The organism is Demequina sediminis, from assembly GCF_030296675.1.
Classification (GTDB): Bacteria; Actinomycetota; Actinomycetes; order Actinomycetales; family Demequinaceae; genus Demequina; species Demequina sediminis.
Map to the genome: position 1 here is coordinate 2260964 of NZ_AP027736.1, position 23130 is coordinate 2284093.

At 70.2% G+C, this 23130-nt stretch carries 24 protein-coding genes and 1 tRNA gene; 11 read left to right on the top strand and 14 right to left on the bottom strand.

Annotation, left to right across the window (positions count from 1 at the left end):
* Window positions 1-26: 26 nt before the first annotated feature.
* Both QUE44_RS11560 and QUE44_RS11565 read right to left on the bottom strand, forming a co-directional pair.
* Window positions 27-1211 carry a LacI family DNA-binding transcriptional regulator gene (locus QUE44_RS11560; protein ID WP_350226836.1) on the bottom strand — a complete coding sequence of 395 codons (1185 nt, stop codon included), beginning with the start codon at window positions 1209-1211 and terminating at the stop codon, window positions 27-29.
* Window positions 1208-3166 carry a glycoside hydrolase family 127 protein gene (locus tag QUE44_RS11565; protein WP_286214707.1) on the bottom strand — a complete coding sequence of 653 codons (1959 nt, stop codon included), beginning with the start codon at window positions 3164-3166 and terminating at the stop codon, window positions 1208-1210. The genes QUE44_RS11560 and QUE44_RS11565 overlap by 4 nt, the downstream gene beginning before the upstream one ends.
* A gap of 324 nt (window positions 3167-3490) precedes the next feature.
* Between QUE44_RS11565 and QUE44_RS11570 the strand changes: the two genes are divergently transcribed.
* Window positions 3491-3889, top strand: a complete 399-nt coding sequence (locus QUE44_RS11570) for an NADPH-dependent FMN reductase (protein WP_286214710.1) — start codon at window positions 3491-3493, stop codon at window positions 3887-3889.
* Entirely contained in the window at window positions 3883-4059 is a 177-nt protein-coding gene (locus tag QUE44_RS11575; RefSeq protein ID WP_286214712.1) for a hypothetical protein, read from the top strand. The genes QUE44_RS11570 and QUE44_RS11575 overlap by 7 nt, the downstream gene beginning before the upstream one ends.
* 89 nt (window positions 4060-4148) lie before the next feature.
* Here QUE44_RS11575 and QUE44_RS11580 read toward each other — a convergent pair.
* From QUE44_RS11580 to QUE44_RS11590, 3 genes are all read right to left on the bottom strand, one after another.
* A tRNA-Ser gene (locus tag QUE44_RS11580) sits at window positions 4149-4238 on the bottom strand.
* A gap of 34 nt (window positions 4239-4272) precedes the next feature.
* Window positions 4273-5313, bottom strand: coding sequence for an FUSC family protein (locus QUE44_RS11585; protein ID WP_286214714.1), 1041 nt, complete (start codon window positions 5311-5313; stop codon window positions 4273-4275).
* 36 nt (window positions 5314-5349) lie between these two features.
* Window positions 5350-5805: a nucleoside deaminase gene (locus tag QUE44_RS11590; protein WP_425557959.1), complete on the bottom strand. Its 456-nt coding sequence runs from the start codon at window positions 5803-5805 to the stop codon at window positions 5350-5352.
* Between the two features lie 62 nt (window positions 5806-5867).
* Here QUE44_RS11590 and upp point away from each other — a divergent pair, with 62 nt between their 5' ends.
* From upp to QUE44_RS11620, 6 genes are all read left to right on the top strand, one after another.
* Window positions 5868-6509 carry a uracil phosphoribosyltransferase gene (gene upp, locus QUE44_RS11595; RefSeq protein WP_286214716.1) on the top strand — a complete coding sequence of 214 codons (642 nt, stop codon included), beginning with the start codon at window positions 5868-5870 and terminating at the stop codon, window positions 6507-6509.
* 579 nt (window positions 6510-7088) lie between these two features.
* Window positions 7089-10052 carry a ribonucleoside-diphosphate reductase subunit alpha gene (locus tag QUE44_RS11600; protein ID WP_425557965.1) on the top strand — a complete coding sequence of 988 codons (2964 nt, stop codon included), beginning with the start codon at window positions 7089-7091 and terminating at the stop codon, window positions 10050-10052.
* A 29-nt stretch (window positions 10053-10081) separates the two neighbouring features.
* Window positions 10082-11071 carry a ribonucleotide-diphosphate reductase subunit beta gene (locus QUE44_RS11605; protein WP_286214717.1) on the top strand — a complete coding sequence of 330 codons (990 nt, stop codon included), beginning with the start codon at window positions 10082-10084 and terminating at the stop codon, window positions 11069-11071.
* Between the two features lie 292 nt (window positions 11072-11363).
* Window positions 11364-12560: a multidrug effflux MFS transporter gene (locus tag QUE44_RS11610; protein WP_286216763.1), complete on the top strand. Its 1197-nt coding sequence runs from the start codon at window positions 11364-11366 to the stop codon at window positions 12558-12560.
* A 51-nt stretch (window positions 12561-12611) separates the two neighbouring features.
* Complete coding sequence (locus tag QUE44_RS11615; protein WP_286214718.1) at window positions 12612-12929, top strand: helix-turn-helix domain-containing protein; 318 nt, start codon at window positions 12612-12614, stop codon at window positions 12927-12929.
* Between the two features lie 44 nt (window positions 12930-12973).
* Window positions 12974-13219, top strand: coding sequence for a type 1 glutamine amidotransferase family protein (locus tag QUE44_RS11620; protein ID WP_286214719.1), 246 nt, complete (start codon window positions 12974-12976; stop codon window positions 13217-13219).
* Between the two features lie 28 nt (window positions 13220-13247).
* Here the strand turns inward: QUE44_RS11620 and QUE44_RS11625 are convergent, their stop codons facing one another.
* From QUE44_RS11625 to QUE44_RS11640, 4 genes are read right to left on the bottom strand one after another with little or no spacing between them, the layout of a single operon-like run.
* Window positions 13248-13949: a hypothetical protein gene (locus QUE44_RS11625; RefSeq protein WP_286214720.1), complete on the bottom strand. Its 702-nt coding sequence runs from the start codon at window positions 13947-13949 to the stop codon at window positions 13248-13250.
* Window positions 13946-14578, bottom strand: a complete 633-nt coding sequence (locus tag QUE44_RS11630) for a hypothetical protein (RefSeq protein WP_286214721.1) — start codon at window positions 14576-14578, stop codon at window positions 13946-13948. Before QUE44_RS11630 ends, QUE44_RS11625 begins: the two co-directional genes overlap by 4 nt.
* Window positions 14579-14607: 29 nt before the next feature.
* Entirely contained in the window at window positions 14608-14892 is a 285-nt protein-coding gene (locus QUE44_RS11635) for a hypothetical protein (RefSeq protein WP_286214722.1), read from the bottom strand.
* Between the two features lie 39 nt (window positions 14893-14931).
* Window positions 14932-16251 carry a sigma-70 family RNA polymerase sigma factor gene (locus tag QUE44_RS11640; protein ID WP_286214723.1) on the bottom strand — a complete coding sequence of 440 codons (1320 nt, stop codon included), beginning with the start codon at window positions 16249-16251 and terminating at the stop codon, window positions 14932-14934.
* Window positions 16252-16427: 176 nt separating this feature from the next.
* Between QUE44_RS11640 and QUE44_RS11645 the strand changes: the two genes are divergently transcribed.
* Together QUE44_RS11645 and QUE44_RS11650 are read left to right on the top strand one after the other, a co-directional pair.
* Window positions 16428-17201 (top strand): hypothetical protein, encoded by a 774-nt coding sequence (locus QUE44_RS11645; protein ID WP_286214725.1) that lies wholly within the window; start codon window positions 16428-16430, stop codon window positions 17199-17201.
* A 157-nt stretch (window positions 17202-17358) separates the two neighbouring features.
* Window positions 17359-17925, top strand: a complete 567-nt coding sequence (locus tag QUE44_RS11650) for a TetR/AcrR family transcriptional regulator (protein WP_286216764.1) — start codon at window positions 17359-17361, stop codon at window positions 17923-17925.
* On the opposite strand, the gene QUE44_RS11655 is transcribed toward QUE44_RS11650, so the two are convergent.
* The 4 genes from QUE44_RS11655 to dnaK all read right to left on the bottom strand — a co-directional run bounded on the left by QUE44_RS11655 (window position 17922) and on the right by dnaK (window position 21908).
* Window positions 17922-18335: a heat shock protein transcriptional repressor HspR gene (locus tag QUE44_RS11655; RefSeq protein ID WP_286214728.1), complete on the bottom strand. Its 414-nt coding sequence runs from the start codon at window positions 18333-18335 to the stop codon at window positions 17922-17924. The two genes, QUE44_RS11650 and QUE44_RS11655, sit on opposite strands and share 4 nt — an antisense overlap.
* A gap of 46 nt (window positions 18336-18381) precedes the next feature.
* Complete coding sequence (locus QUE44_RS11660) at window positions 18382-19347, bottom strand: DnaJ C-terminal domain-containing protein (protein WP_350226837.1); 966 nt, start codon at window positions 19345-19347, stop codon at window positions 18382-18384.
* A gap of 22 nt (window positions 19348-19369) precedes the next feature.
* On the bottom strand, window positions 19370-19960 hold the full coding sequence (locus QUE44_RS11665) for a nucleotide exchange factor GrpE (protein ID WP_286214730.1): 591 nt from the start codon (window positions 19958-19960) through the stop codon (window positions 19370-19372).
* Window positions 19961-20039: 79 nt separating this feature from the next.
* Window positions 20040-21908 carry a molecular chaperone DnaK gene (gene dnaK, locus QUE44_RS11670; RefSeq protein ID WP_286214732.1) on the bottom strand — a complete coding sequence of 623 codons (1869 nt, stop codon included), beginning with the start codon at window positions 21906-21908 and terminating at the stop codon, window positions 20040-20042.
* Between the two features lie 216 nt (window positions 21909-22124).
* Here dnaK and QUE44_RS11675 point away from each other — a divergent pair, with 216 nt between their 5' ends.
* Window positions 22125-22607 carry a rhodanese-like domain-containing protein gene (locus QUE44_RS11675; RefSeq protein WP_286214733.1) on the top strand — a complete coding sequence of 161 codons (483 nt, stop codon included), beginning with the start codon at window positions 22125-22127 and terminating at the stop codon, window positions 22605-22607.
* A 40-nt stretch (window positions 22608-22647) separates the two neighbouring features.
* Here the strand turns inward: QUE44_RS11675 and QUE44_RS11680 are convergent, their stop codons facing one another.
* Window positions 22648-23082 (bottom strand): ABC transporter ATP-binding protein, encoded by a 435-nt coding sequence (locus QUE44_RS11680; RefSeq protein ID WP_286214734.1) that lies wholly within the window; start codon window positions 23080-23082, stop codon window positions 22648-22650.
* Window positions 23083-23130: the final 48 nt, after the last annotated feature.

The following is a 23130-nucleotide window of genomic DNA, read 5'->3' on the forward strand; positions in this document are numbered from 1 at the left end:
TCCGCTCACCGCTGTCGGATGCGCGGTCACGGCGGTTGCCCTGATCGCGGTGGGACTGCGCTACCCGCCGCTCCTGGTGCTCGCGGGCATCGCCGTGCCGCTGTTGCTGACCGGGCTGCTGGTCGACCGCTGGCTCGACAAGGTCGACGCGCGCCGGGCCTAGCCGGGACCGATCCCGGCGGCCTCTCAGCCTCCCGTGGACTCGCGCGCGATGAGGGCGAAGTCGGGAATGACGCGCCGGTACGGCTCCGTGGAGCCGGCGATGCGCGCGAGCAGCAGGTCGACCGCCGTGGTCGCGATCTGCTCGCGCCCGGGGAGATCGAGGACAGCGTGGGCGAGGTGTACGCCGCGTCCTCGATGTCGTCGAATCCGATCACCGCGACCTGACCCGGCACGTCGATGCCGCGCGCGTGAAGAGCGTGGAGGGCGCCCAGCGCGAGGGCGTCGTTGAGCCCAAAGATCGCGTCGACCGGCACACCCGAGTCGAGGAGACGGTGGGTGCCCTCGGCGCCCGTCGCGCGGTGCCACAGGCCGCCCTCGATGATGAGCGCGGGATCGAGCGGGATCCCGTTGGCCGCGAGTGCCGCCTGATATCCGAGCACGCGCAGGGCCGCCGAGCCCATGGTCTCGCCCGCGTGCGCGCCCACCACGGCGATCCTGCGACGGCCTTGGTCGATGAGGTGCTGGGTGGCCGCCCTCGCCGCGTCGACGTTGTTCATCGTGACGTGGTCCCAGTCGCCGCCGAAGATGCGCTCGCCGAGCACCACGAGCGGATAGTTCACCTGCAGCGCGTCCGCGTCGTCGGGGCCCAGCTCGAGCGGCGAGAAGATCAGCCCGTCCGTGAGCTGGCGCCGGTCCGAGGTCAGCACGTCGAGCTCGTGCTGGCGGTCCGCACCCGTCTGCTCGATGAGGACCACGACCCCGCGCGCCTCGGCGGCGCGGATCACGGAGTCGGCGAGCTCCGCGAAGTACGGCAGCGACAGCTCCGGGAGCGCGAGGCCGATGATTCCGGTGCGACCCTGACGCAGGCTGCGCGCCGAGAGGTTCATGCGGTAGCCGAGCTCGTCGATCGCCTTCTGCACCTTGTCGCGCGTGGCGGGACGGATGTGGGGGTAGTCGTTCACGACGTTCGAGACGGTCTTCACGGACACGCCCGCGAGCGCCGCGACGTCGTGCATCGTCACGTTGCCGCCCACACCTGTGCCGTTCACGTGGCCGAACCCTCCTCGTCGACGGGAATCCACACCCTCATCGCGCCGCCCCCGCGGTTCGCCCAGCGGGCGTAAGGGATGGCGCGCAGGGCGATCCTCCCTGGAAGCATGCCAGACGGCGCGGGCGTCCGCGACGCCCGCGGCAGGGCCGTCGCGATCGGCAGGCCCACGGCGGGGCGCACCACCGCCTGCGCGTGGAGCGTGACGCCCGCGCGCAGTGAGGCGACCGCGGGGCCCACGCGCGGAGCGACCGAGGGGTCCAGGCGCACGTCCTCGAGCGCGACGCCGCCGGGGAGGTCGGCCTGCTCGAGGCAGAACACCACGGGACCGCGCCGCAGCGCCACGCAGCCGCGCACCGCGTCGACGCGCGGGTGGGGGTCGAGCAGGTCGACCGGCATCGGCAGCGTGAGGGTGATCCGGCGCGGGCCGGCATGCTCCGCGTGGCCCCCCAGCGCCACCCTGGCGTACCCGTCCGACCCGGCCACGGCATCGTCCCCTCGCCCGTCCACCTCGAGCGTCGCTCCCCTGGCCCAGGCGGGAATCCGCAACGCGAGCGACTCGAGGGGGCCGTCGACGGCGATGTCGACGCGGCCGTCCCACGGATAGTCGGTCGTCACGGTGAGGGTGGTGGCGCCGATGCGGATCTCGCCGGCTCCGTAAAGGTGGAGACGGGCGGCGATCTCGGTGCCGGTGGCGACGTAGGCGCCGAGGGAGGACACGAGCCGCGCGAGGTTGGGCGGGCAGCACGCGCACGCGAACCAGTCGAGCCGCTCGGACGGCGAGTACTCGCTGGTGCCGTCGTGGCCCGTGCGCAGCTGCAGGGGATTCGAGTAGAAGAAGCGACGGCCGTCGACCGACGTCGAGGACGCGATGCCGTTGTACAGCGCACGCTCCATCGCGTCGGCGTGGCGCCCGTCGCCGGTCGCGAGGAGCATGCGCCAGTCCCACTGGAAGGAGGCGATCGAGGCGCACGTCTCGGCGTACGCGCGGTCCGGCGGCAGCTCGAAGGGATCGCCGAAGGACTCGTCCTTGTGGCGTGCGCCCATGCCGCCGGTGACGTACGCCTTCGCACCGTGGGCCGATTCCCACTGCGCGGCGAGGACGTCGATCAGCTCGGCATCGTCGGTCTCGGCGGCCGCATCCGCGACGCCGGCGTTGAGGTAGAGCTGGCGCACGGCGTGGCCGGTGGCCTCGCGCGACTCGCGCACGGGGGTGTGGTCCTGGTGGTACGCGGACTCGAAGGGACCGGTCCCCAGGGCCCCGGTGCCGCGGCGATCGATCATCGCGAGCGCGGTGCGCAGGTACGCGCGCTCTCCCGTGTGGCGGAAGAGTTCGACCAGCGCGGTCTCTATCTCGGGGTGTCCGCAGTAGCCGTCCGCGCGGGTCGACGCGGGGCCGAACTCCGTGACCGCGAGGTCGGCGAAGCGGCGCGCGACGTCCATCAGGTCGTCCGCGCCCGTGGCGCGCTCGCGCGCGATCGCGGCCTGGATCAGGTGGCCGAGCACGTACAGCTCGTGACCCCACCGCATGTCGCGCCACGGCTCCTGGTCGGGGTGACCCTGGACGTGCGAGTCGAGGTAGCCGTCCTCGCGCTGGGCACGCGCGAGCAGCGCGGTGGCATCTCGGGTGAAGGCCTCCCATGGCTGGTCGCCCGGCACGCGGGCGGCCTCCCACGCGATCGCCTCAAGCGTCTTGTGGAGGTCCGAATCCGCGAAGTTGAAGCCGCGGTAGGGGGCGTCCGACTCTCCGGGGATGCGGCGCAGGTTGTCGAGCACGCCGGAGGTCTCGAGCCGTTCGATCACGTGCGGCAGCGTGTGGTCGCGGTTGAGGCTCTGCCATGCGCCGAGCTCGTGCGCCGCGTCGAGCGTCACGTCCGCGAGGGGGAGCGGAGTGAGGTCGCGGGCCGCGACGGCGGAGGGCGCCGCGGGGGCGCAGACATCGTGAACGCGAACCATGCGGGGCTCCTCCTCGAGCGTGCGGGCTTGTGCTTTACATCGATGTATAGCGTACGGGATGCGCCTGCACGTGCTGCACCGCCGTGTCCCCTCGCCCGCGCCTCAGCCCCCAGCACCCAGCGACTCCGCCGGCGGCATGCCCCGCGCCTCCGCCACACACGCCGCACGCTTGGGGACATCCATTGTCGCTTTCGACCGATCCCTGCCTCCTATGGGACATTCACGGTCGTTCGCGTGTGGCGCACCCGCGAAGGGATTCGCTCCAGCGCGCCGCCCTTCCGAGCGCCATTGACCCGGCCCGCCCGCGCGCACCAGGATCGACTCATGGACACAGGCGGCCTCGGCATCGGCATCATCCTCGGCAGCACCCGCCCGCGCCGGCGCGGGGCGTCTGTCGCGGCGTGGGTCGCCGAACTCGCGAGCACTCGCGACGCCCGCTATACGCTGATCGACCTTGCGGACCAAGGGCTGCCCCTTCTCGACGAGCCGGAGTCGCCCGCGAAGGGCGACTATGCCCACGCCCATACCCGTGCCTGGGCCGATCTGATCTCCCCGCTCGATGGCTTCGTGTTTGTCACGCCGGAGTACAACCACTCGTATCCGGCCGCGCTCAAGAACGCGATCGACTTCCTCTGGGCCGAGTGGAATGACAAGGCCGCGGGAATCGTCTCGTACGGCAACGCGGGGGGACCCGCGCCGCGGAGCACCTGCGCGGCGTGCTGAGCGCGGTCGGAATGGTGCACGTGCGTCGCCACGTCACGCTCGACAACCGTGCGGACTTCGACGGCTACGAGGCCCGGCCGGTCGACCACCACGACCGTGCGCTCGCGGGCCTGCTCGCGGACGTCGAGCACCACGCGCTCGCCATGCGCGAGGTGCGGGCGGCACGCTAGCCGCGACGACCATCGGGCCTCGCCACCCTGAGGCGTCCGCAAACGCAACAAAGCCCGCCTCGCGCGATCGCGAGACGGGCTTCATCACATGGCGGTGCCGGTGGGATTTGAACCCACGGTGGACTTTCACCCACACACGCTTTCGAGGCGTGCTCCTTAGGCCGCTCGGACACGGCACCGCGGAAGAGATTACCCGCTGTTCACCCGTGGGACCTAATCGGGACGATGCGGTGGCGCCAGTCGCCCCTCGGGATCGGGTGGGGCGGGGGGATGGATGAGTGCGGTGGCGACCCCTAGGGCGGCGCCCACAAGGGTGTCGACGAGTCGCTCTCCGACCACCGCGGTGGTGCCGAGCTCGCCCGCCCCGGCCGTCACGAGCACGAGCGCGAGGGGAGTCACCGCGGCCACCGCGATCGCGTAGTGGCGCGTGATCGCGAGCTCCGTGATGAACTGCAGGGCGAAGAGGACCGCCGCGAGCCATAGCGGCGCGAGGCCCGCCGCTCCGATGGCGAGGTAGACGCCCACCCCCACGCCGGTACCCACGGCGCGATGAAGTCCGCGCGTGAGTGCGGGACCGCGCCCAGGCACCACGCCAATCACGACCACTCCGGCCGCGACCGTCCAGTACGCGCGCTCGGGGTCCACGTACACGAGGCTCACCGCGGTGGCAGCCACCGCGACGATCGCGGTGCGAATCACGAGTTCCCGTGCCCCGCGGTCCCACAGCGGAGCGGCGAGCAGCACGCGCAAGGGGCGCGGCGTCACGGACCAGTGCACGCGTCGCACCAGGGGAGTGATGCTCACGAGCACGGCGAAAGTGCAGCCGGCCGCGACACACGCGATCAGCGTCGACGCGGGCACGCCGCTGCCCACCGCGTGCCACGACATCCCGTAGACCAGCACGGGGAACAGCGGCCCGGGCGGACCCAGGCGATATCCGTGAACCGCGGCGCCCACCGCGATGGTCACCGCGACGAGCCCTACCGCCGCCCACACGCCCGAGGGGGCCAGCAGCGCGCCGAGCGCCGCCGTAGCCACGAGCACCAGCCCCGCGAGAGGTCGCAGCCTCAGCCGCTCGAGTCGCGGCAGGGCCGCGAAGTACGGCACGGTGAAGGCCCCCACCGCCGCGAGCATGCCCAGGTCCATGCGGCCGGCCGCGATACCCACGACGACCGGCACGGTCAGCGTGATGGCCGCCTGCAGCGCGATGGGCCACCGCGGCTCGCCGGCGGGCACGACCGTGCCGAGGCTCACGACCGCGCGCCGCACCCCCTCACGCCACGGCACCCGCTACCGCCGGGCCTCGAAGAATGCGGCGAGCAGCGCGGCGCTCTCGGCCCCGCGCACGCCCGAGATGACCTCGACCTTCGAGCCGATGCGCGCATCGCGCACCACGTCCCACTGCGAGCCAGTCGCGCCCGCCTTGGCGTCCCACGCCCCCAGCACCAACCGCGGGATGCGCGCCTGCAGCAGCGCGCCGGCGCACATGAGGCACGGTTCGAGCGTCACCACCAGGGTGCAGCCGTCGAGGCGCCAGGTCCCCAGGGACGATGCCGCGGCCCGGATCGCGACGACCTCGGCATGGGCGGTGGGGTCGCCCTGCTCCTCACGCAGATTGCGGCCGACTCCGAGGGCCTCGCCGGTGGGGCCGACCACGAGCGCGCCCACGGGCACGTCGCCGGACTCGCCGGCGAGGCGCGCCTGCGCGAGCGCCTCGCCCATCGCCGCGTCCCAGGTGCCGTTCACGCGCCCAGGCTACCCGCGCATCGTCCCGTCCCGGCGGGCGTGGGAGGCGATACGCTCGACCCATGCAGCTGCACGTCGCGGACCACCCGCTCATCCGTCACAAGGTCACCGTCCTCCGCGACAAGCGCACCCCCTCGCCCACGTTCCGCCTGCTCGTCGACGAGTTGGTCACGCTGCTCGCGTACGAGGCGACGCGCGACGTGCGCGTGGTCGAGTGCGAGGTGGAGACACCGCTGACGGCGACCACGGGCACCAAGATCGCGGATCCGGCGCCGATCATCGTGCCGATTCTGCGCGCCGGGCTGGGCATGCTGGACGGCATGACGCGGCTGCTGCCGAGCGCCGAGGTGGGCTTCCTGGGCCTCAAGCGCGACGAGCAGACGCTCGAGGCGATCACGTACGCCAACCGCCTGCCCGAGGACCTCACGGGGCGTCAGGTGTTCCTCATCGACCCGATGCTCGCGACCGGCGGCTCGCTCGTGATGGCGATCGAGTACGTGCTCGAGCGCGGCGCGACCGACGTCACGTGCGTGTGCCTGCTGGCCGCGCCCGAGGGCATCCAGCACGTGCAGGACAAGGTGGGTGATCGCGCGGACGTCTCCGTGGTGGTCGCGCAGGTCGACGAGCGCCTCAACGAGGTCGGGTACATCGTGCCGGGCCTGGGCGACGCGGGCGACCGACTGTACGGAGTCGTCGACCTGTAGTTCCGGGCCGGTAGGGCGGCTCGGCTGCGGGCTCTGGTCCGCGGTCTGATCCGCGCACTTCTTCGCGCACTTCTGCATGCACTTCTGCGCGCACTTCTTCGCGCATTCCTTTGCGGCTCCGCCACACGTCCGCTGTCGTGGCGGCCGCATCGGCGCACCTCTCGCCCCGACACGCCGTCGACACGCCGATGCGCGTGTGGCGGAGCCGCGAAATGGTGTGGCGGAGCCGCGGGCGTGGGGGCGTTGTCAGACCCCGGTGAGAGGCTGAGGTTAGTGGAATCCAGGGGCGGCCCACCAGTCTTCAACAGGGGTCCGCGTGCCGTCCACACGACACGCCGCGGCGTCCACAGGCTTTGCACAGGTTTCTCCACAGGACCACAACATCTAGGGGCAGAAGACGCAACATGCCCCCATATCTAGTTGCACACGGGTGTGATTCGCGTTAGATTCGGGGGCGCCTCGAGCTGACGACGCCGGCAAGTCCCCCGGAACTCGCCGCCACCCGAGCGCCATATCTTCAGCACTTCCGGCACGGCATTTCGAGGCGTCCGGAGCACAACCAAGGGGAGCATCGTGACGATCACCGAGAACGCCACCATCGAGGGTGCGGGCGTCGCACCCGCCACGCCAGGCATTCACGTCACCAAGCGTGATGGCACGCGCGAGCCGTACAACGCCGACCGCATCAACAAGGCGATCGAGCGCGCGGCCGAGGGCCTGCCCGACCAGATCTCGATCACCACCCAGATCGCCACCGAGCTCGCGATCACTCTGTTCGACGGCATCACGACCGAGCAGCTCGACGAGGCCGCGATCGGCGTCGCCGTCCAGAACGTCAAGGACGACCCGAGCTTCGACACGGTCGCCGCGCGCATGCTGCGCAAGGTCATCTACAAGCGCGTGCTGGGCGGCTACGACACCGAGCTAGAGCTCGCGCTGCTCCACCAGGCGCGCTTCCCCGGCTACATCCGCGATGCGGTCGAGGAGGGCCTGCTCGACACGCGCCTCACCGAGCTCTTCGACCTCGACGCGCTCGCCGCGGCCCTCGACCACACGCGTGACGACCTCATGAAGTACATCGGCACCGTGACGATGCGCAACCGCTACATGATCACCGACCGTCATGGGAAGTCCCTCGAGGTTCCGCAGTACTTCTGGATGCGCGTGTCGATGGGACTCGCCCTCAACGAGGCGAACCCCACGGAGACCGCTCTCGAGTTCTACGACAAGATCTCGCGCCTCGACTACCTCCCCGCCGGCTCGACCCTCGTCAACGCGGGCACGTCGTACCCCCAGCTCTCCAACTGCTTCGTGATGCAGATGGAGGACGACATTGAGCACATCGCGAAGTCGGTGCGCGACGTTATGTGGCTGACCAAGGGCACGGGCGGAATCGGACTGTCGGTCACCAAGCTGCGCTCCGAGGGCTCGCCGATCAAGTCGAACAACACCACCTCGACCGGCCCCATCCCGTTCATGCACACGATCGACTCGACGCTGCGCGCCGTGAGCCGCGGTGGCAAGAAGTTCGGCGCGCTGTGCTTCTACATGGAGAACTGGCACCTCGACTTCCACCAGTTCCTCGACCTGCGCCAGAACTCCGGCGACCCGTACCGCCGCACGCGCACCGCGAACACCGCGGTGTGGATCTCCGATGAGTTCATGAAGCGCGTCGAGGCGGACGCCGACTGGTACCTGTTCGACCCGGCCGAGACCCCCGACCTTGTGGAGCTCACCGGCGCGGCCTTCTCCGCTCGCTACGCCGAGTACGTGGCCCAGGCCGAGGCCGGACGCATGCGCAACTTCAAGAAGATGAAGGCGCGCGAGCAGTACAAGTCGATCCTCATCATGCTGCAGACCACGTCGCACCCGTGGCTCACGTGGAAGGACACGATCAACAACCGTGCCCTCAACACCAACACGGGCACGATCCACCTGTCGAACCTGTGCACCGAGATCTGCCTTCCGCAGGACCGCGAGAACATCGCGGTCTGCAACCTCGCCTCGGTGAACCTGTCGACCCACCTGGTCGACGGCAAGATCGACTGGGACCGCATGAAGGACTCGGTGCGCCTCGCGGTGCGCCAGCTCGACAACCTGGTCGACATCACGCTGTCCTCGGTGCCCGAGTCGGAGTTCGCGAACCGCGAGAACCGCGCGATCGGCCTGGGCGTCATGGGCTTTACCGACATCTCGGAGCGCATGGGCCTCGCGTACGAGTCCGAGGAGGCATACGACCTCATCGACGAGATCGTCGAGTTCGTCTCCTTCCACGCGATCGATGCCTCGGCCGACCTCGCCCGCGAGCGCGGCTCGTACAGCAACTTCGAGGGCTCGGGCTGGTCGCAGGGCAAGGTGCCGTTCGACACCATCGCCGAGACCGAGGCCGACCGTGGCGTCCCGATCGCCGTCAACCGCACCGTGCGCCAGGACTGGGACACGCTGCGCGAGAAGGTCAAGGGCGGCATCCGCAACGCGACCCTCATGGCCGTCGCGCCCACCGCGTCGATCGGCCTCGTGGCGGGCACCACGCCCGGCTTCGACCCGCAGTTCTCGCAGATCTTCTCCCGCGCGACCTCGTCGGGCAAGTTCCTCGAGGTCAACCGCAACCTGGTGAAGGACCTGCAGGACCTGGGCCTGTGGGAGCAGGTGCGCGACCGTCTCCTCGAGGTGCAGGGTGACCTGTCCCAGATCGACGAGGTTCCCGAGCACCTCAAGGAGGTCTACAAGACCTCGTTCCAGCTCTCGCCCTACGCCTTCATCGAGGTCGCGGCGCGCGCCCAGAAGTGGATCGACCAGGCCATCAGCCGCAACATCTACCTCGAGGACCGCGACGTCGAGAACATGATGAAGCTGTACGCGGCGGCCTGGGAGCGTGGCGTCAAGACCACCTACTACCTCCACATGAAGCCGCGTCACACCGCCGAGCAGTCGACGGTGCGCGTCAACAAGACCGAGAAGATCAACGCCACCGGCAATGCCGCGGGACGCGCTGCCACCGGCTCGACCGGCGGCGGTGCACGCAAGGGCTTCGGCGCCGCGCGCAAGGGGTTCGGCGCCGCGAAGGCCGTCGCACCCACGGAGGTGACCGCCGAGGTCGCCGCCGCCGTGACAAGCGCCGTGGTGGCCGATGCCGTGGTGGCCGATTCCACCCCGGCGCCTGCCGCTCCGGTCGCCGCGTCCCCCGTGGCGAAGGGCTTCGGCGGCTTCGGCGCGGCGAAGGCCGCGGCTCCCGCCGAGGCCTCCGCTCAGTCGGCGCCCGTTGCTACTCCGGAAGCGACCCCGGCACCCGCTGCGCACGCGACCGCCGCCCCGGCATCGGTCCTGTCCGCGGTCGCGGCGAGCGCCTTCGCCGCCGCCCCTCAGGAGCAGCCGGCGGTCCCGCCGGCCTCGCTGCCCGAGTCCACTCCCGCCGCGGCCCCCGAGAGCGCCACGCTGCTCACCGTGGTGGAGAGTGTTGTCGACTGGGACACGGAACTGGTGGGCGGAGTCGCCTGCCCCGTGGACCCCATGGAGCGGCTCCAGTGCGAGTCGTGCCAGTAGCGGATCACTAGGAACAGGAGACTTCACACATGGGCATCCTCGGCAGCGGCGTGCAGGACGGACTCCTGCTCAAGCCGATCACCTACCCCTGGGCCTACGACCTGTACAACCAGGCCGTCGCCAACACGTGGTTCCCCAACGAGATTCAGCTCGGTGAGGACCTCGCGGACTTCAAGAAGATGACTGAGGAGGAGAAGCACGCCATCACGTACCTGATGTCGTACTTCAACCCCAACGAGCTGCTGGTGAACAAGGCACTCGCGTTCGGCGTCTACCCCTACATCAATGCTCCCGAGGGTCACCTGTACCTCGCGAAGCAGATGTGGGAGGAGGCGAACCACTGCATGTCCTTCGAGTACGTGCTCGAGACCTTCCCGATCGACCGCGAGGCCGCCTACGAATCGCACGTCACCGTGCCCTCGATGGCCGCCAAGGAGGAGTTCGAGGTCAAGTTCATCAAGCGGATGACGGAGGAGACCCTCGACATCACGACCACCGAGGGCAAGAAGGACTTCATCCGCAACCTCGTGGCCTACAACATCATCCTCGAGGGGATCTGGTTCTACTCGGGCTTCATGGTCGCGCTGAGCTTCCGTCAGCGGAACCTGCTGCGCAACTTCGGCTCGCTCATGGACTGGATCATCCGTGACGAGTCCCTGCACCTGCAGTTCGGCATCAACCTCATCCTCACGGTGCTCGAGGAGAACGAGGACCTGCAGGACCCCGAGTTCGCCGAGGAGATCCGTCAGATGATCCTGGGTGCCGTGGAGATGGAGGAGGCGTACAACCGCGACCTCCTCCCCAAGGGAATCCTGGGCCTCAACTCCGACTACGTGAACCAGTACGTCAAGTACCTGGCCGACCGCCGGCTCGAGGAGTTGGGCTTCGAGGCGCACTACAACGTCTCGAACCCCGCCAAGTGGATGGCCGCCGCCAACGACACCCTTCAGCTAGTCAACTTCTTCGAGGCGACCAACACCTCGTACGAGGTCAACGCCCAGGCGACCAAGAAGCAGTAGACAAGTGTCCAACAGCCGGTAGAATGGCGGACGGACCACGAGACGCCCGGCGCTGAGCGATCGCTCAGCGCCGGGCGTCTCCGTGTGTGCGGCGTGAGAAGCAACCCGACCTCCGCCCGCCTCCGCACTCACCCTCGCGACACCACGCGCCGCACAGGGACGCCACCGCGCCCCGCCAGCACAAGAAGGCCCCGACTTGACCGCCACGCTCGACTCCGCCACCGGCGCGACGCCCGCCGCCGCCCCCGCCGCTCCCTCCGTCGCACCCACCTCGTTCAGCCCCGGCAGCGCGATGACGCGTCGCCAGAAGCTGATGTACATCGTCGTGCTGGGTGCCCTCGTGGCGCTCGGCCCCTTCACCGTCGACATGTACCTTCCGGCGTTCCCCACCGTGGCGGCCGACCTGCTCGCCTCCGACGCCGCCATCCAGCTCACGCTCACCGCGACCACGATCGGCTTCGCGCTCGGCCAGCTGATCGTGGGGCCGCTGAGCGATTCGCTGGGTCGCAAGCGCCCGCTGATCGCGGCGACCGTGCTCCACATCCTCGCGTCGATCGCGGTGGTGCTCGCGCCCACGATCGAGTGGGTCATGGTCGGTCGCGTGCTGCAGGGCGTGGGCGCTGCGGGAGGCGCGGTGGTCGCGATGGCCATGGTGCGTGACCTCTTTGCAGGCCAGGCGCTCATCCGCATGCTCGCCCGCATGGCGCTCGTGACCGGCCTCGCGCCGGTGATCGCGCCCGTGATCGGCTCGCAGCTCCTCAACGTCATGGACTGGCGCGGCCTGTTCGTGGTGCTCGCCCTCTACGGTGCCCTGGTCGCGCTCGTCGTGGGCGGCGTGATCCGCGAGACCCTGCCCGTCGAGCGCAGGGGCGGCACGTCGCTCAAGGCGACGCGCGTGCGTTACGCGCACCTGCTGGGCGACGCGTCGTTCGTGGGCATCGCGCTCGTCGGCGCCTTCACGTTCTCCGCACTCTTCGCCTACCTCTCCGCGTCGTCGTTCGTCCTTCAGGACGTGTTCGGTCTCAGCGCCCAGGAGTACGGCATCGTGTTCGGCGCCAACTCGATCGGCCTCGTGATCGCCAACCAGACCTCGGCGCGCCTCATGCGGGTGCTCGCTCCGCGCGCGGTCGCCACCGGCGGACTGATCATCATGCTCACGGGCGCGGTCCTGCTCGCCGTGGGTGACCTGCTGGACCTCGGACTCATCGGCGTGCTCGTCCCGCTGTTCTTCGTGGTCGCCTCGGTGGGCGTGATCATGCCCACCGTCCAGATCACCGCGCTCGCGAACCACGGCGCGGAGGCTGGCACGGCCGCGTCCCTCATCGGCGCGCTGAACTTCGGCGTCGCGGGACTCGTGTCGCCGCTCGTCGGGGTGCTCGGCGTCTCGGTGATGTCGATGGCGATCGTCATGGTCGCGTGCCTGATCGTGGCGAACGCCGTCTTCTGGATCGTCGTGCGACCGCGCGTGCAGGCGACCGCGATCGCCTAACCCGGCCCCGGCATCGTCGCTTCGCAGGGGCGCCCGCGTTACCGTGGGGCCATGACGATGCGCGCGGTCATCCTGCTGTTCGAGGGCTTTGATCTCATCGATGCCGGCGGCCCCTACGAGGTGCTGCTCACGGCCTCGCGGCTGCTCGAGAGGGACGGCCTCGCACCCGCCTACCAGGTGGTGTTGGCGAGCGTGGGTGGGGACGATGCCGTCGCGTACGGGGGCATGACACTCACCGGCCTCGCGGACGCTTCCGCTCTTGAGGACTCCGACATTCTGGTGGTGCCTGGCACCATCGATGTGGCGTGCGCCCTCGCCGATGCCGGGCTGCGTGAGGCCATCGAGCGGCTGGGCGGGGAGCGGCGCTGACGGCCTCGGTCTGCACGGGCGCCTTCCTGCTCGCGCGCGCGGGGTTGCTCGCGGACGCTCCCGCGACCACGCACTGGGAGGACCTCGCGGACCTCGCGGCGTGCGACGAGGTCGGCTCGGTCGTGGCCGGGGTTCGGTGGGTCGACGCGGGGCGCGTGCTCACGAGCGGAGGCTTGACGTCTGGCATCCATCTCGCGCTGCACCTGGTGGCGAGGACCCACTCCGTCGAGCTCGCGTTGCGCACCGCGCGCCAGTTGGACCTGGACTGGAGCCCGGACCCGGCGCGATAGCCTCGCGCGCGGCGTGCCGCGCTCCGCGCTAGTCGCGCGGCGTGATGGTGACGATCACCGAGTCGAGCAGGTAGGCATCCTCGCGGCCGCTGTAGAGCTCGATCGTGTGGACACCGGGGCCCACCCCGCGCGTCTTGAAGTGCTTGGCATCCGTGCCGAGCGAGTTGGCGAACGGCGAGCCGAACGCGGTCGAGTCCATCGCGTTGCCCGAGTTGGCACCGATCCTGCCCGACCCCGACCAGCCCCACGGGTTGAGGGTGTTGGAGTCGATCGCGACGCGGTCGTCGTGCTTGCCGCGGTCGCCCTCCCACGCCACCACACCCAGGTCGATGTCCGCCTGGCCCTCGGTGAGGAAGTGGAGCTGCGTGCTCGAGTTGAAGAGCCACTGCGTGCCGTCGAGCACGAGCACCGTCGCCTCGGGAAGGTCGGCGTGCTCGTAGACGATCGTGATCGCGAAGCCGGCGTAGTAGTTGGGGGCGAAGGACAAGAAGCGCTGGGGCAGTGCGACGTCGGCGAGCGCATACGCGCCCGTGCCCGCCGCGGCGACCTGCTCCGTGATGTCGGCCGTGGCCTGGTAGTACTGGTCGGCGAGGTGCCAGCTGGTCTCGACGTCGTCGGCCGTCACGGTCACGTAGTCGCCGCCGGGGACCCGCAGGCGCGCGGTGTCGAGCGGGGCCGACCACGAGTCCAGCACGCCGCGGTTCGCCGACCACGACAGCGTCGCGCTCACCACGGTCGACCCCGGGGAAGCATGTCGGCGTCCACGGTGGTCTCGGACGAGCTGGTCTGTCCGCCCGCGAGGTTGAGGGGGCGCATCGACTGGCTGTTGTTGTCGTAGGTCGAGTTCGCGTCGGAGCCTCGGAAGTCCATGACCCGCTCGCAGTCCCGGAACGCGAGGTTGCAGCCCAGGAGCGGGGCACCCACCACGACCGCCGCCGCACGGCCGGTCGCGTCGTAGTGCGGAGGAAGCTCGGTCTCGGCCTCGGCGAGCGTGGTGCGCACGCGGTACGAGACGTGGTCCTCGCCGGTGGTCGCCGAGAATTCGGTCCACGCGTCATCCCCGAGCTCGACGCCTGTCACGGACGCGAGCCCGAGCGACAGCGTGGTGCTGCCACCAGCCGCGAGGGTCTCAAGGGAGCAGTCGGCCGTCGAGCGGTCATCGGCGAGCTCGCACGTCCAGTCGCCCGCCGTCACGGTTCCCGCCGAAGCGAAGGACAGGTAGTCACCCAGGACCTCGGCGCTGACGGGAGTCGAGGAGCCCGCACCGGCCGCCGGCGCGGCGAAGGCTAGCCCCTCGGGCAAGACGATGCTCGCGGTCACGTCCTCGGCGGCGTCCTCGCCGTCGTTGGTGAGCGGCATCGCGACCGTCGGAGAGGTGCGCGCGAGAGTCAGCAGGCCCGTCGGGGAGGACGCGATCGCAAGAGCGGTGCGAGGAGTTGTGCCGCCCCCAGTGTCTCCACCGCCAGTGTCTCCACCGCCGGTGTCTCCACCGCCAGTGTCTCCACCACCGGTGTCTCCACCGCCAGTGTCTCCACCGCCAGTGTCTCCACCGCCAGTGTCTCCACCGCCAGTGTCTCCACCGCCAGTGTCTCCACCGCCAGTGTCTCCACCACCGGTGTCTCCACCGCCAGTGTCTCCACCACCGGTGTCTCCACCGCCAGTGTCTCCACCACCGGTTGAGCTGCCGGGCCTCGTGCCGCCGCCTCCGGGGGTCACGTCATCGGGGGATACGTCGTCAGGAACGGTGTCGCCGGGAGCGTCGTCGCCGCCCGATCGCGCCTCGGACTCGCCGACCGCCAGATCGAGCGGTGCGAGCACTCCGGGCGTCTCGGGAGACGGCTCGACCGACGGCTCCGCGCTCGGCGACGGAGTCGGTGCGCCCGCGAGGCCGGGGCCCTCCCCTCGCCCACGGCATCGTCTTCCTCGCCCGCACCGGGCTCCGCCACGGGCGCGGGTTCTGCAGCGGGCTGCGTCGTCGCCGCCTGGCCGATGATCCCCATGACGCTCGCGCCGGTCATGATGAGCGACACGACTCCCAGGGTGGCTGCGGCGGGAAGAGCGACCGCGGCGAGGCCATTGGCGACGGCCGTGAAGCCGCCCGCGATCGCGCCGCCCAGGCCCGTCGAGCCGCCCGCGGTGCCCGCCGCGCCGGCCCCTCCCGCGCCTCCGGCGCCGCCCGCGCCAGAGGCGCTCGTGGCACCCTGACCGAGCGCGCCGCCCACGGGCAGTCCGCCCTCAAGCGCTTTGAGACCCGCGATGCCGAGGACCATCGGGCCGATGATCGCGCGCAGTCCGCGGTTGACGTCCTCGAGTTCGGCGACCAGCGCGCTGCACTTCACGCACGCGCGCACGTGGTCATCGACGCGCGTGTGCTCGCGCTTGCTCAGTCCGCCGCGCACGTAGGAACCCAGCTGAGCATTGACCTCGAGGCAGTCGAGCGTGTCTGCGGCGCCCAGATGCTGCTGCAGGTAGGCCTGGCGGAGCGCCTCGCGCGCACGGTAGGCGAGGGCGGCCACGCCGTTGGCAGACAGGCCCAGGAGCGGGGCGATGTCCTTGGGGCTCTTCTTCTCGACCTCGGTGTACCAGAGCACGGCGCGCCACCGCTCGGGCAACGACTGGAAGGCATCGGCGACCATCGAGTGCTCGAAGGAGTCCAGCGCGGGCTCGTCCGATCCGGCCTGATGACCCATCGCGGACTCGTACGGCGTCATGTCCTCGCGCGGTCGCGTCCGGTTCGCCTTTTCGATGACGTCGAGGCCCGTGCGGCGCACGATCGTGAACAGGTAGGCCCGGAACGCGAGGTCGGGGCCGTCACCCTGTTGAAGCGCGCGCAGGATCCGTGAGAAGGACTCGGAGACCACGTCCTCGGCATCCGCGGCGCTGTTGGTGTACTGGCGCGCCACCTTGCGGGCCGCGTCGGAGTGGCGCTCGTAGAGCATGCCGAAGGCGGCCGGGTCGCCGGCGCGTACACCGGCGATCAGCTCAGGGTCGCTGGACGTTTCCGTCCATAGCGACAGTGCCTCCTGCGTCATCTCCGTGCTCGCTCCTGAATGCAGGGCCCTGGGGTCTCGTCATTCTCTCGGCTCGCGCACCGTGCGGGCAAGGGGCGCGCTGAGTGATTCGTCACACTTCCACCCCTTTTGAGCCTGTCGGAAGAATTTTCTCGGAAGTCGCGTCATGACGATGCATGGGTCGCGTCTCATAGGGCATGACCAGCGAAGTGAACATCCCGGGCGCAGCGCCTTCCGTGCCGCTGCTGCGCCGTTGGGAGACCGCGAGCCTTGGCAGCGTGTGGCGCCGCCCGGGCGACTGGTTCACGCCCGCGGCCGAGGCCCTGGCCGAGGCGCTCGAGGGTCGCCTCGACACGGCTCCGTCGGCCTACCGGCTCGGACAGGCGCGCGCCATGGCGGGCGTGGGCATCACCGAGGCCATCGATGACATGGCCGTCCTCTTCCGTGCCGCCGGCTTCGAGGCCGCTCCCATTCGCTCGATTCGCGCGCTGTGCGAGGGGTGGACCGAGGGCGAGGCCACGCAGCGCGTGGTGCCGGTGATGAACGATCCGGAGTCCGGCCTGGGCTCGATGGACTACCTGGTCGCGCGGCTCGGCGAACTCTACGGCGCCGTGGAGCGCGACGGCGGCGCGGTCAGCACCTCGTATGCGCTGGTCCTGGTCGACGTGGCCGCCGCGGACACCGACCCGTGGCACCGCATGGCGCGCAACGCCGCGATCGGCCAGTCGCTTCAGGACGCGTACGGCAAGGGTCACCCGATGGCCCGCCTCGCCGACGGTCTCTACGCGGTGCTCATCGCTCGCGGACCCGACATGGGCCGCGGCGTGGCGGATCTCCGCGATCACATCTCCCGGCGCGCGGTTCAGATGCGCGTCGGCAACCTCATGCGGCAACCTCCGCGGGTGTGGATCGAGACACTTCCCGATCTCCACGACTACGCCGTGGAACTCGTGGAGTCGCTGCAGAGATGAGGGGCGATGGGCCGGCACCGAGCTGAGGGCGGTGTCGGCCCTTCGTCGTCTCACCTGGTCGACGGGGCAGCGGACCTGTTCGCGTGACTGTGAAGGTTAACCCTTCACCTATTATTTTCCCTATGACCGAATCCCCCTCGCCGACCTTCGGTCACGACTGCTCGACAGCGCGATCGCCATCGTCGAGGCGCAGGGCACCGCTGGCCTCACGGTCCGCGCGGTCGCCAAGGCCGCGGGGTGCTCGACCATGGGCGTCTACACGCACTTCAGCGGCAAGTCGGGCCTCATCGACGCGGTCGTCGAGGCAGGATTCGACTCTCTCGATGCCGCGCTCGACCGTGCGTTCGAGGACGGCGGCGGCGGCCGCGACGGCCTCATCGCGACCGGACTCGCGTACCGGACGTGGGCGCTCGAACACGCGCCCCAGTTCCACACGATGTTCGTGCCTGCCGTGGCGGGCCACCAGCCCTCGGACACGACCCGCGACCGGACGTGGGACTCGTTCTTCGCCCACCGTGCACGCGTCGCGGCCGCGCTGGACAGCGCCGATGCCGACCCCACGGCGTGGCACGAGGCGGCGGCTCGCATGTGGGCCACCTTGCATGGTCATGTGAGCCTCGAGTTGCTGCGGCGCACGCACGCGATGAGCGACGAGCCCTTCTCCGACTACGCCGCGGCGGTCGACGTCGCGCTCGCGGTCGACGCCCGCGGGGTCGCGAACTAGGTTCGCCTGCCCGTCCAGACCACGACCGCGCGGCCCTCGTCGCGCCGCGCCCGGCGCCCGCGTTCGACGATCACGACGTTGCCGGTGGGACCGGTCGTGAAGACGCGCGATCCGGTATCCGCGCGCGGACGCAGGCGCTCGACCTCGTGCTCGAGCTGTTGCACGCGGCGCGTGAGGGTGAGGATGCGCGCGATGCCGGCCAGGTTGATGCCCTCCTCCTGGCTCATCCGCTGCACCTCGCGCAGCACGGCCACGTCACGGAGCGAGTACCTGCGGCCGCCGCCTGGCCGCCTGCGCGGCACCACCAGGCCGAGCCGGTCGTATTGACGCAAGGTTTGCGCGTGCATTCCGGCCAGCTCCGCGGCAGCGGAGATGAGGAACACTGGCTCGTCAACGTCTGGCTGCTCCACCGTGCACCTCCTTCGCGCCCACGCTAGCGGGCATCGTTCCTGCTTCCTACCTGGTCGCGTCGCGGTACAGGTCTGCGCGCGGGTCCTCGCCCGACGTGGCCTCCCTGAGTGCCTCAACCGCGCGCTTCGCTTCTCGCGAGAGCTTCCTGGGCACGGCGACCTCGACGGTGACTAGCAGATCGCCGGTGCCCTTCTTCGACGTCAGGCCGCGCCCCTTGACGCGTAGGGTCGTCCCCGACTGCGTTCCGCCCGGCACCTTGACGCGGACCTTCTCGCCGGTGAGCGTCGGCACGTCTACCTGGGCACCCAGGGCGGCCTCGTCGAACCGCACGGGCAGCTTGACCCTGAGGTTCAGGCCGTCGGCGGTGAAGACCGGGTGGGGCTGGACGTGCACCGTCAGCAGCAGGTCGCCCGGCGGGCCGCCGTTGCCGCCCGGCCGGCCCTTGCCCGCCACACGGATGCGCTGGCCGTCCTTGACCCCGACGGGCAGTCGCGTCGAGACGCGGCTGCCGTCGAGACCCAACTGGACGGTGGCGCCCTCCGCGGCCTGGCGGAAGGACACCTCAACCGCGGCGGCGAGGTCGCTGCCCTTCTGCGGTCCACGCGCACGGCCCCCGCCGAACATCCCTCCCAGGATGTCCTCGAAGCCCCCGCGCCTCCCGTCTGGAAGCGGACGTTGCCGCCTCCGGGGTACGCGCCGCCGCCGAACATCCCTCCCAAGATGTCCTCGAAGCCCCCGTGCCGCCGCCTCCACCGGCCTGGAAGCGCGCGCCCCCGCGCCCATGGCGCGGATCGCGTCGTACTGCTTGCGCTGCTCGGGGTCGGACAGCACGGCATACGCCTCGCCCACGTCCTTGAAGCGGCGCTCGGAGGCGGCGTCGCCGGGGTTGCGGTCAGGGTGAAGGTCCTTCGCGAGCTTGCGATAGGCCTTCTTGACCTCGTCCGGGCCGGCGTCCTTGGAGACGCCGAGCGTCGCGTAGAAGTCCTTGGTGAACCAGTCCTGGCTCGTCATGGCGCCTCCTTTCGGCTGGTGGTTACTCGGGCTGGGCGACGATCACACGCGCCGGGCGGACGATGCGCTCGCCCACCTTGTGGCCCGGCTGTGCGACGTGCTGGATGGTCGGCTCGGTGACCTCGGTGCTGGGCTGCGACATGAGGGCCTCGTGCAGCTGCGGGTCGAACCCGTCGCCGGGTGCGCCGAACGAGGACCAGCCGAGCCGGCCGAGGGTCGACTCGAGCTTGTCCGCGATGGCCGCGAACGGGCCCTCGGCCAGGTCGCCGTGCTCGCGTGCCGCGGCGAGGTCGTCGAGCACGGGGATGAGCGCCTCGATCGCCTTCGCGGTCGCGTTGATCGCGATGAGCTCGCGGTCTCGGTCGACCCGCTTGCGGTAGTTGACGTACTCGGCCTGGAGCCGCTGAAGGTCGGCGAGGTGCTCCGCCGCCTTGGCGTAGGCCGCGTCGAGCGCGTCGTCCGCACCGGCCTCGTCCGTGCTGAGGTCGTCGATGCCGTCGCGGTTCTCGTCGAGGAACGATGCCCCGGAGAGGTTCGCGGCGGCGTCGGCGAGGATGCGCTCGGCCTCGGCCTCGGCGCCCTCGTCGGGGGTGGGGTTCTGGTTGTCGGTCATGGCTGCCCTTCCGTGAAGCGGCGAGGGCGGGCGGCGGCCCGGTGCACATGGTGCACGGCCCGCACGCCCGCCATCGTCCTTACTTCTTGTTGTCCTCGTCGTCGACGATCTCGGCGTCGACCACGTCGTCGTCGGCGCCCTGGCCGGTCGCGGTGCGCGCGGCCGAGTCGGGGTCGACGTTCACGGACTCGGACTGCTGGGCCGCGTACACGGCCTCGCCGATCTTCTGGGCCTTCTCGACCAGGGTCTCGTGCTTCGCCTTGATGTCGTCGATGTCGTCGCCCTCGAGCGCGGTCTTCACGTCGGCGATCGCGGTCTTGACGTCCTCGGCAACCTCGGCGGGCACCTTGTCCTCGTTGTCCGCCAGGATCTTCTCGGTCGAGTACGCGAAGGTCTCGGCGTTGTTGCGGGTCTCGGCGGCCTCGCGGCGCTGCTTGTCCTCCTCCGCGTGCTCCTCGGCGTCCTTGACCATCCGCTCGATGTCTTCCTTCGACAGTGCCGAGCCGCCCGACACGGTGATCGAGTGCTCCTTGCCCGTGCCGCGGTCCTTGGCGTGGACGTGGACGATGCCGTTGGCGTCGATGTCGAACGTGACCTCGATCTGCGGCACGCCGCGGGGTGCGGGCGCGATGCCGGCCAGCTCGAAGGTGCCGAGCAGCTTGTTGTCGCGCGCGAACTGACGCTCGCCCTGGTACACCTGGATCAGCACCGAGGGCTGGTTGTCCTCGGCGGTCGAGAACACTTCGGAGGACTTGGTCGGGATCGCGGTATTGCGCTCGATCAGCGTGGTCATCACGCCGCCCTTGGTCTCGATGCCGAGGCTCAGCGGGGTGACGTCGATGAGCAGGACGTCCTTGCGCTCACCCTTGATGACGCCCGCCTGGAGCGCCGCACCCACGGCGACGACCTCGTCGGGGTTGACGCCCTTGTTGGGCTCCTTGCCGCCGGTGAGTTCCTTGACGACATCGGTGACCGCGGGCATGCGGGTCGAGCCGCCGACGAGCAGCACGTGGTCGATCTCGGACAGCTTGATGCCCGCGTCCTTGATGACCTGGTGGAACGGCGCCTTGGTGCGCTCGAGCAGGTCCTGCGTCATCTGCTGGAACTGCGCGCGCGTGAGCTTGGTGTCGAGGTGCACGGGGCCGTTCTCGCCGATGCTGAGGTACTGCAGCGAGATCGTGGTCTGCTGCGCCGAGCTCAGCTCCTTCTTGGCCTGCTCGGCGGCCTCGCGGAGACGCTGCACCGCGGAACGGTCCTTCGAGAGGTCCACGCCCTCGGCGTTCTTGACCTCCTTGATGAGGTGGTCGACGATTCGCTGGTCCCAGTCGTCGCCGCCGAGCCGGTTGTCGCCCGCGGTGGCACGCACCTGGATGGTCGAGAAGTCGTCCTCGTCCTTACCCACCTCGAGCAGGGACACGTCGAACGTGCCGCCTCCCAGGTCGAAGACGAGGATGTGCTCGTCCTCCTTGCCCTTGTCGAGGCCGTAGGCGAGTGCCGCGGCGGTGGGCTCGTTGACGATGCGCAGGACGTTGAGGCCCGCGATGGTGCCCGCGTCCTTGGTCGCCTGGCGCTCGGCGTCGTTGAAGTAGGCCGGCACCGTGATGACCGCATCGGTCACCTTCTCGCCCAGGTACTCCTCGGCGTCGCGCTTGAGCTTGCCGAGGATGCGCGCGGAGATCTCCTGCGCGTTGTACTTCTTGTCGTCGATCTCCGTCGACCAGTCCGTGCCCATGTGGCGCTTGACGGACGCGATGGTGCGGTCGACGTTGGTGACCGCCTGACGCTTGGCGATCTCGCCCACGAGGACCTCGCCGGTCTTCGAGAACGCGACCACCGACGGGGTGGTGCGGGCGCCCTCGGCGTTTGCGATGACGGTGGGCTCGCCGCCCTCAAGGACCGCGACCACCGAGTTGGTGGTGCCGAGGTCGATGCCTACTGCTCGTGCCATGGTGTTCTTCCTCCAGTCGCGGCCGTTGCCGCGTGATCGACTTCGCTCGGGACTTGAGCGACCAACACTCAACTTACGGCGGGCGCGCAAATCGTGTCAAGCGGAACGAGGCAAAGTTGAGCGAACTCTGCTCAAGTTCCGAGAATTCGCTTGCTCGCTCACGCCGGTGCCGCCCGACACTCGACTGGCCCCGGCCGTGGTCCCTAGGCTCGCGTCATGATCCCCGCTTCCGCGCTCGCCGCCGCCCGCGCACACTTTGCCGCCAAGCTCGCGCATGAGACCGACGTCTCCGACGTGCACGCGGCGCTCGAGTCTGGCGCCCCCGGCTTCGTGCTGATCGACACGCGCAGCGCCGAGGCATGGGAGCAGGGGCACGCGCGCGGCGCAGTGCACCTGCCGAAGCCGGACATGGCGGCGCGGATCCCGGCCGACTACCCCGCAGGCACCCGGTTCGTCGTGTACTGCTGGGGGCCAGGATGCAACGGCGCCACGCGCGCCGGCCTCATCATCACGGAGCTGGGCTACGAGGTCCGCGAGATGATCGGCGGCTTCGAGTATTGGGCGCGCGAGGGATTCCCCGTGGATCGCGTCGAGCGCGACGCGGCAGGGGCCTCGACCACGGTCGACGCGACTCTTCCCGTCGACCCTCTCACCGCGCCGGTGCCGGTGGCGGGCGTGCGCATCGCGTGCGACTGCTGAGGCCGCGCCTCGACACGCGACTCTCGGCGCAACCGCGCGCCTACAGGAGGTGCCCGTCGCTCATCCGCAGCACGCGGTGCGCCATGACCTGCGCCTCTGCGGGATCGTGCGTCACCACCAGGCCCGTGGTTCCCTCGGCGTGCAGGATGTCGCGCACCTCGACGGCGAGTCGCGCGCGCAGGTTCGCGTCGAGGGAGGACAGCGGCTCGTCGAGCGCGAGCAGGCGGGGCCGCGGTGCGAGCGAGCGCGCGAGCGCCACCCGCTGACGCTGGCCTCCCGAGAGTTCCGTCACGCCGCGATCCCCGAGGCCGGCGAGGCCGACCATGTCCAGGAGGTCGGCGACGCGTGCGGTCCGTGCGGCGCGCCCCATCCCGGCCATCTCGAGGCCGAACGCGATGTTCGCCCCCACGCTGAGGTGCGGGAAGAGCTGTCCGTCCTGGAAGACCAGCCCGAAGCCGCGGCGGTGGACCGGCATGCGCGTGAGGTCCTCGCCGTCCCACGCGACGCTTCCCCCGCGGGCTCG

Coding starts and splice junctions, on each gene's coding strand:
- QUE44_RS11565 (WP_286214707.1), bottom strand. CDS start 3,166: ATGGTTCGCGTTCACGATGTCTGCGCCCCCGCGGCGCCCTCCGCCGTC.
- QUE44_RS11570 (WP_286214710.1), top strand. CDS start 3,491: ATGGACACAGGCGGCCTCGGCATCGGCATCATCCTCGGCAGCACCCGC.
- upp (WP_286214716.1), top strand. CDS start 5,868: ATGCAGCTGCACGTCGCGGACCACCCGCTCATCCGTCACAAGGTCACC.
- QUE44_RS11605 (WP_286214717.1), top strand. CDS start 10,082: ATGGGCATCCTCGGCAGCGGCGTGCAGGACGGACTCCTGCTCAAGCCG.
- QUE44_RS11610 (WP_286216763.1), top strand. CDS start 11,364: ATGACGCGTCGCCAGAAGCTGATGTACATCGTCGTGCTGGGTGCCCTC.
- QUE44_RS11615 (WP_286214718.1), top strand. CDS start 12,612: ATGACGATGCGCGCGGTCATCCTGCTGTTCGAGGGCTTTGATCTCATC.
- QUE44_RS11630 (WP_286214721.1), bottom strand. CDS start 14,578: ATGCCGCTCACCAACGACGGCGAGGACGCCGCCGAGGACGTGACCGCG.
- QUE44_RS11640 (WP_286214723.1), bottom strand. CDS start 16,251: ATGACGCAGGAGGCACTGTCGCTATGGACGGAAACGTCCAGCGACCCT.
- QUE44_RS11645 (WP_286214725.1), top strand. CDS start 16,428: ATGACCAGCGAAGTGAACATCCCGGGCGCAGCGCCTTCCGTGCCGCTG.
- QUE44_RS11660 (WP_350226837.1), bottom strand. CDS start 19,347: ATGACGAGCCAGGACTGGTTCACCAAGGACTTCTACGCGACGCTCGGC.
- QUE44_RS11665 (WP_286214730.1), bottom strand. CDS start 19,960: ATGACCGACAACCAGAACCCCACCCCCGACGAGGGCGCCGAGGCCGAG.
- dnaK (WP_286214732.1), bottom strand. CDS start 21,908: ATGGCACGAGCAGTAGGCATCGACCTCGGCACCACCAACTCGGTGGTC.
- QUE44_RS11675 (WP_286214733.1), top strand. CDS start 22,125: ATGATCCCCGCTTCCGCGCTCGCCGCCGCCCGCGCACACTTTGCCGCC.
- QUE44_RS11680 (WP_286214734.1), bottom strand. CDS start 23,082: ATGCCGGTCCACCGCCGCGGCTTCGGGCTGGTCTTCCAGGACGGACAG.